Origin of the sequence: Megasphaera intestinihominis (genome assembly GCF_040096415.1) — a bacterium.
GTDB classification, from domain to species: Bacteria; Bacillota; Negativicutes; order Veillonellales; family Megasphaeraceae; genus Megasphaera; species Megasphaera intestinihominis.
On record NZ_JBBMEU010000100.1, the window covers coordinates 1 to 5,709 of the forward strand.

General features: G+C 56.1%; 4 protein-coding genes. All 4 read right to left on the reverse strand.

From position 1 onward, the window contains the following. Positions 1–58: 58 nt before the first annotated feature. The 4 genes from WMO23_RS10805 to WMO23_RS10820 are packed head-to-tail and all read right to left on the reverse strand — an operon-like array spanning position 59 to position 5,514. Positions 59–1,225: a class I SAM-dependent methyltransferase gene (locus WMO23_RS10805; RefSeq protein WP_020310363.1), complete on the reverse strand. Its 1,167-nt coding sequence runs from the start codon at positions 1,223–1,225 to the stop codon at positions 59–61. A 17-nt stretch (positions 1,226–1,242) separates the two neighbouring features. Beyond that, positions 1,243–2,094, reverse strand: a complete 852-nt coding sequence (locus WMO23_RS10810) for a bifunctional 5,10-methylenetetrahydrofolate dehydrogenase/5,10-methenyltetrahydrofolate cyclohydrolase (RefSeq protein WP_020310362.1) — start codon at positions 2,092–2,094, stop codon at positions 1,243–1,245. Positions 2,095–2,114: 20 nt separating this feature from the next. Further along, positions 2,115–4,109, reverse strand: a complete 1,995-nt coding sequence (locus WMO23_RS10815; protein ID WP_020310361.1) for a penicillin-binding protein — start codon at positions 4,107–4,109, stop codon at positions 2,115–2,117. Continuing rightward, a complete protein-coding gene (locus WMO23_RS10820; protein ID WP_020310360.1) occupies positions 4,084–5,514 on the reverse strand; it encodes a CCA tRNA nucleotidyltransferase in 1,431 nt (476 codons plus the stop codon). Before WMO23_RS10820 ends, WMO23_RS10815 begins: the two co-directional genes overlap by 26 nt. Between the last annotated feature and the right edge of the window lie 195 nt (positions 5,515–5,709).

Consider the following 5,709-nt stretch of genomic DNA (forward strand, 5'->3'; position numbering starts at 1 on the left):
CGAACTGCGGCCTGCGACCTGCGACCTGCGGGACGCCCTTTGGGCGTCCCCTACTACATTAGTACCAACGGGTCATGGGCAGGTCGTTCTTGGTGCCTTTGGTCATGAGGATCTGGTGGATGTCGATGTTGCCGATGTAGAAGGATACGGCGCAGCCGCAGAGGTAGAGGTCCCACATGCGGGCGAATTCTTCGCCGCGGGCAGCGATGACTTCATCGCGGACGTTCTGGAAGTTATTGAACCAGCACATGAGGGTCTTATAGTAATGGCGGCGCAGGCTTTCGACGTCGATGACCTGGAAGTCATCGTCGTAAGCGAGGCTGACGATTTCGCGGAGCGACGGCAAGGTTCCGCCCGGGAAGATGTATTTGCGCATCCACGGGTTGCCGATGCTTTCGTCGTGGCCGCTGATGTAATGGAGGAGGAACATGCCGCCGTCCTTCAAGAGGTGGCTGGCTGTTTCCATGTACAGCGGATAATTGGAGCGGCCGACGTGTTCCAGCATGCCGACGCTGACGATGCGGTCGTACTGACGGCCTTCGGCGACAAGGTCACGGTAGTCGATGAGGTCGATCTGTACCAGGTCCTGGAGGCCCAGTTTTTCAATGCGTTCCTGGCCTTTTTTCCACTGTTCTTTACTGAGTGTGCAGCCATAGCCTTTGACGCCATATTTCTTGGCAGCTTCGATAAGCAGATAGCCCCAGCCGCAGCCGATATCGAGGAGGGTCATGCCTTCTTTGAGGTAGAGTTTTTCCAGGATGTAATGGACTTTATTATGCTGTGCCTGTTCGAGGCTGTCGTCTTCATTCTTGAAGTATGCGCAGGAATAGCTCATGGACGGATCGAGCCATTTGGCATAGAAGTCATTCCCCAGATCGTAGTGGGACGAAACCTGTTTCTTCTGAGCCGATTTCGATTCCGACGGATAGAGGATGCGTTTGAACAAGGATTTATCCAGCGAGAACTGGCTCGTCTGGGATAAGAAGCAGCGAAGAGCCGTGAACAAATCGCCTTGGATTTCGACGTCTTTGCGCATGTACGCTTCGCCCAGTGCCAGCGACGTCGACGCCAGCAATTCTTTTTTCGGAATGTCTTTGTGAATAATAACGTTGAACAACGGCTGGCCTTCGCCAATGATGTAGGTCTTGTCGTGAAGTTGTACCGTAAAGCAGTGTTTATCGAAGCGACGTAAATAATGAATCATGAAATTATCTAAGATATGCATAGATTACTCCCTCACTTTTATAAAATAGTTTCTGTCCGGGCGATGCCGCAGACGACGTTTTCCAGTACCATCATCGTCGTCACGGCGCCAACACCGCCCGGCACGGGTGTCACGGCCCCGGCCACGGCGGCCGCTTCATCAAAAGCGACGTCGCCGACAGTCTTGCCATCGACGCGGTTGATGCCGACGTCGATGACTACAGCACCGGGTTTTATCATATCGCCTGTCACTAAGCCGGCTCTCCCGGCAGCGGCGATGACCAGGTCTGCCCGGCGGCAGACGGCTTTCAGGTCTTTCGTGCGCGTATGACAGTGCGTGACCGTGGCGTTGCGGTTCAGGCAGAGCTGAGCCAGCGGTTTCCCGACGACGTTGCTGCGGCCGATGATGGCTACATCCTTGCCACTCAGAGAAATATGGTAATAATCGAGGATGGCAATGACTGCCCGCGGTGTACAGGGCACGAACCCCGGTCGTCCCGTATATAAATGGGCGATGTTGACATCGGTCAGGCCATCGACGTCTTTCTTCGGGTCGATGCAGTCGATGATGCGCTGGCTGTTCAAGTGGCGCGGCAAGGGCATCATGGGCAGGATGCCGAAGACAGAAGCCTGTTCGTTGAGCTTATCGATGAGCGATAAAAGCTCTACTTCACTGATGGAATCCGGTTTCTGATAGATTTCTGCCTTCAAGCCGACGGCCCGGGCCGTCTTCTGCATGGATCTGGCATACATGGCCGACGGCGCATCATCCCCGACGAGGATGATGGCCAGTTCCGGCTGGATATGGAGTTCTTCCTGGATATCGGCCAGGCGGCGTTCCACCCGTTCGCGATGAAATGCGGCCACTTCCCGGCCGTTGAGTAATTGCATAACTAGTTCCCCCTGTTATTCTATGGATTCCGTTTGAAAATAACGGTGACATTACTGCCCTGCGGTGCATAACTGCCCGCCTGCGGCGATTGCTGGATGGCCTTCCCCATCCCCTTGGGGATAAAGCCTAAGCCCGCTTCATTGAGCCAGTCGTTGACTTCCCTCGTACTCCAGCCGATGAAAGACGGCATGAGGACGCCATCACTGGAAATATGGACGGGCGGAATGGCATGAGCCGGCGTCATGACGACGGAACCCAGCGGTTTCTGGTCCATCGCTTCCGTCGGACGGATGCCTTTCATGCGGACGATTTCGGTCATCATTTCCTTGAAGACCGGCGCAGCGACCTGGGCGCCGTAATAGACGCCCTGCGGGTCATCGACGACGATGAGGACCAGGAACTGCGGGTCTTCCAAGGGACCAAAGCCGATGAAGGAGCCGACATACTGGCCTTCGGCGTAGCCCGTGCTGTCTTCGGTCTTCTTCTGGGCCGTGCCGGTCTTGCCGCCAAAGCGATAGCCTTCGATTTTGGCGCTCTGGCCGCCGCCGATAGCGACTTCTTCGCCCATGAACTTGCTAATCGTTTCAGCCGTACCGGCATTGATGGGCTGCCTTACTTCTGTCGGTTCTGTCTTTTTATAAATGGAACCGTCAGGATTATCGATTTCCTTGACCAGGAAAGGTTTCATCATGTGGCCTTCATTGGCGATGGCACTGAAGGCCTGTACCATCTGAAGGGGCGTGACGGCGACGCTCTGACCAATGCCCATCGTGGCTGTATCGACGATGGACATCTTATCGGGATCGAACAGGATGCCCTCTTGTTCACCGGACAATTCGATGCCCGTAATCGTCCCGAAGCCAAAGCGGCGGGCGTAATCGGTCAGCGTCTTGCCGCCTGTCGTCACGGCAACATGGGCCATGCCGGTATTGATGGAATACATGATGATTTCCCGCAAGGTCACGTCGCCCATGCCCTTGTGGTCCCAGTTGTAAATCGTCCGGTCGGCGACGTGGACAGAACCCGTGTCGTGATAGACATCGCCGATGTGCCATTTCCCCGAATCCAGGGCGGCAGCGGCCATGAGGGGCTTGAAGGTCGACCCCGGTTCGTAGACGTTGACGACAGCCCGGTTCTTGTAAGCTTCTTTATTTCCCTTACTGTAATCATTGGGATCATACGTAGGCCGGCTGGCCATAGCCAATATCTCACCGGTCTTGGGATTCATGACGATAATGGATGCACCTTGAGGATGACTGCGGGCCATGATGCCGTCCAGGCCCTTTTCGGCGACGTACTGGATGGTACTGTCCAAAGTCAGGCAGACGGACCGTTCCTTGTTGGGCAGGATCCGTTCCAGGGCTGACGAAAAGACAGGGATGTTATGGTTATCGGTCTGCAGGCGGAAAGTCTGTTTGCTGCCGCGGATTTCATCGTCCAGCATCATTTCCAGGCCTTCCAGGCCGTGGTCATTTTCACCGACAAAACCGATGACCTGGGCAGCCATCGAACCGTTCGGATAGAAACGGCGGTTTTCATCGCGGAAAGCCAGGCCGTGCAGCTTGTCTTCCTTGATGAGCGATTCGACGGCTTCATATTTTTCGTGGTCCATCTGGCGGTCGAGCCAGACGAAGGCCGTATCTTCTTTCAGGCGCCGTTCAATTTCATCCTTCGAGATGCGGAGATAAGGCGCCAGTAAATCGGCTACCATGGCCGGGTCTTCATTGAGCATGGTCGGGTCGGCATAGAGTGACTTGGACATCTCGCTGATGGCCAGGACCTTGCCATTGCGGTCGAGTATCATGCCCCGCGGCGATTGCAGGTTCCGTTCAATCTGACTCTGTTCCTGGGCAGAGGCCACGTTTTTGTCATGATGGATGACTTGCTCTATAAACAAGCGGGTAACGGTGCCAAAGCCGATAGCCGCCAAAATAGCCATGCAAATGACCATGCGGCTGCAAATGCGATGGGTCAGGTTCTTTTCATTTTTATTCATGATGCCCTTCCCCTTCATGGCGCTTCATCCAGCGCCGGGCTGCATCGGCCAGTACATCAGCCTCATTTTCCAGGTCCTGGTTCTGGACCCGCTTCAAGAGGATCCGCAGGCAGTCGCCTGTACGGCGGCCGCACGCATCGGGAATCCGTCGGTCGTAGTGCAGGTCCTTGGTACTGACTGGCATGGCCTCAGCCAGCATGGCCATATAGGCCCCGAAGGATTCCGTCCCTTCTGTGCTGGCGTCGGCATGGCCGCAGCCTAAAATATCGCCGCAGGCCACAGCCGTAGCCTGGCCGACGGCTTCGACTAGTTCTTCTGTCCGATGGAAAGGGCCATCGAGGGCTTCATGGCGAAGCCATTTCTCGACGTCGCCTTCGGCCGTATTGGCAAAGAAATGGAATTTCATATGCGTCTTGACCAGCCAGGCCACGCGCTGGGCAAAGGCCGGTTTCTTGTGCCAGCGCAGCAGGATGGCTTCGGCCAGTTCTGCGCCCTTGGCATCGTGGCCGTAATCGGTATAGCGGCCCTTATGGACGCCGCGGATACCGGGTAGGCCTTTGGCGACATCGTGAAACAACGCCGCATATCGGATGGTCAGATCCGGCGGCGTGTTGGCGACGGTCGCCAGGGTGTGTACCCAGGCATCGAAGAGATGGAACGGTTTCGACTGCGGCGTGTCGGGCAGATGACTCAATTCCGGCAGGATGGGGACAGCTTCATAACAGCCGTTCACCTTCTGGCGGCACGAGCAGGCGCCGAGGCCGGTGCGGACGAGGATGTCCAGTCCCCGGTACGCCGCCGGCGTGACCATGAGGCGGTCCATTTCGTTGACGACTCGTTCCAGGGATAGGCCGGGGACGCGGCCAAAGGCCTGGGGCATGGCTTTGACGAGATCTTTCGAGGCCATGAAATCGAGCTGTCCCGCAAAGCGGCAGGCCCGAAACAGACGCAGGGCATCTTCCTGGAAGCGGCGGACCGGATTGCCGACGGTGACCAGCCGTTTCCTGCGCAAATCCTTCTGACCGCCGACGTAGTCGTAAATATCGCCGCGGCAATCCATGGCCATGGCGTTGACGGTGAAATCACGGCGCAGGACATCTTCGCGCAATGTATCAGCATACCAGACCGTATCCGGCCGGTGGCTGTCCTCGCCATAGGCTTCGCCGCGGAAAGTCGCGACTTCAAAGGTCTGGCCGGCAATGACGACGACGACGATGCCAAAGGCTTCGCCGTGGATCTCGACGGTGTGCCAGTCCTCTTTGGCGGCGACGGCCCGGATATCATCAGGCCGGGCAGAGGTGGCGATATCATAGTCGTGCGGTTCTTTTCCCATAAGCAGGTCGCGCACGGCACCGCCGACGACATAGGCTTCAAAGCCTGCATCCTCTAAAGCTGTCAATAGCTGTCGGGCTCGTTCTTCCATCTTCCCGGCCTTCCTTTCTAAAAAAAATTAACTGATGTTATATTATATCACGAATGGATGGGCCTGACCACTACCTGCCATTTTTTGATTATGGTATAATAACCCCCGTAGGGGCGCCCACGTTGTCAAGAATAACATCGTTTACATTTTGTGCAAGGACATCCTTTACACTTTATGCAAGCACATCGTTTACAA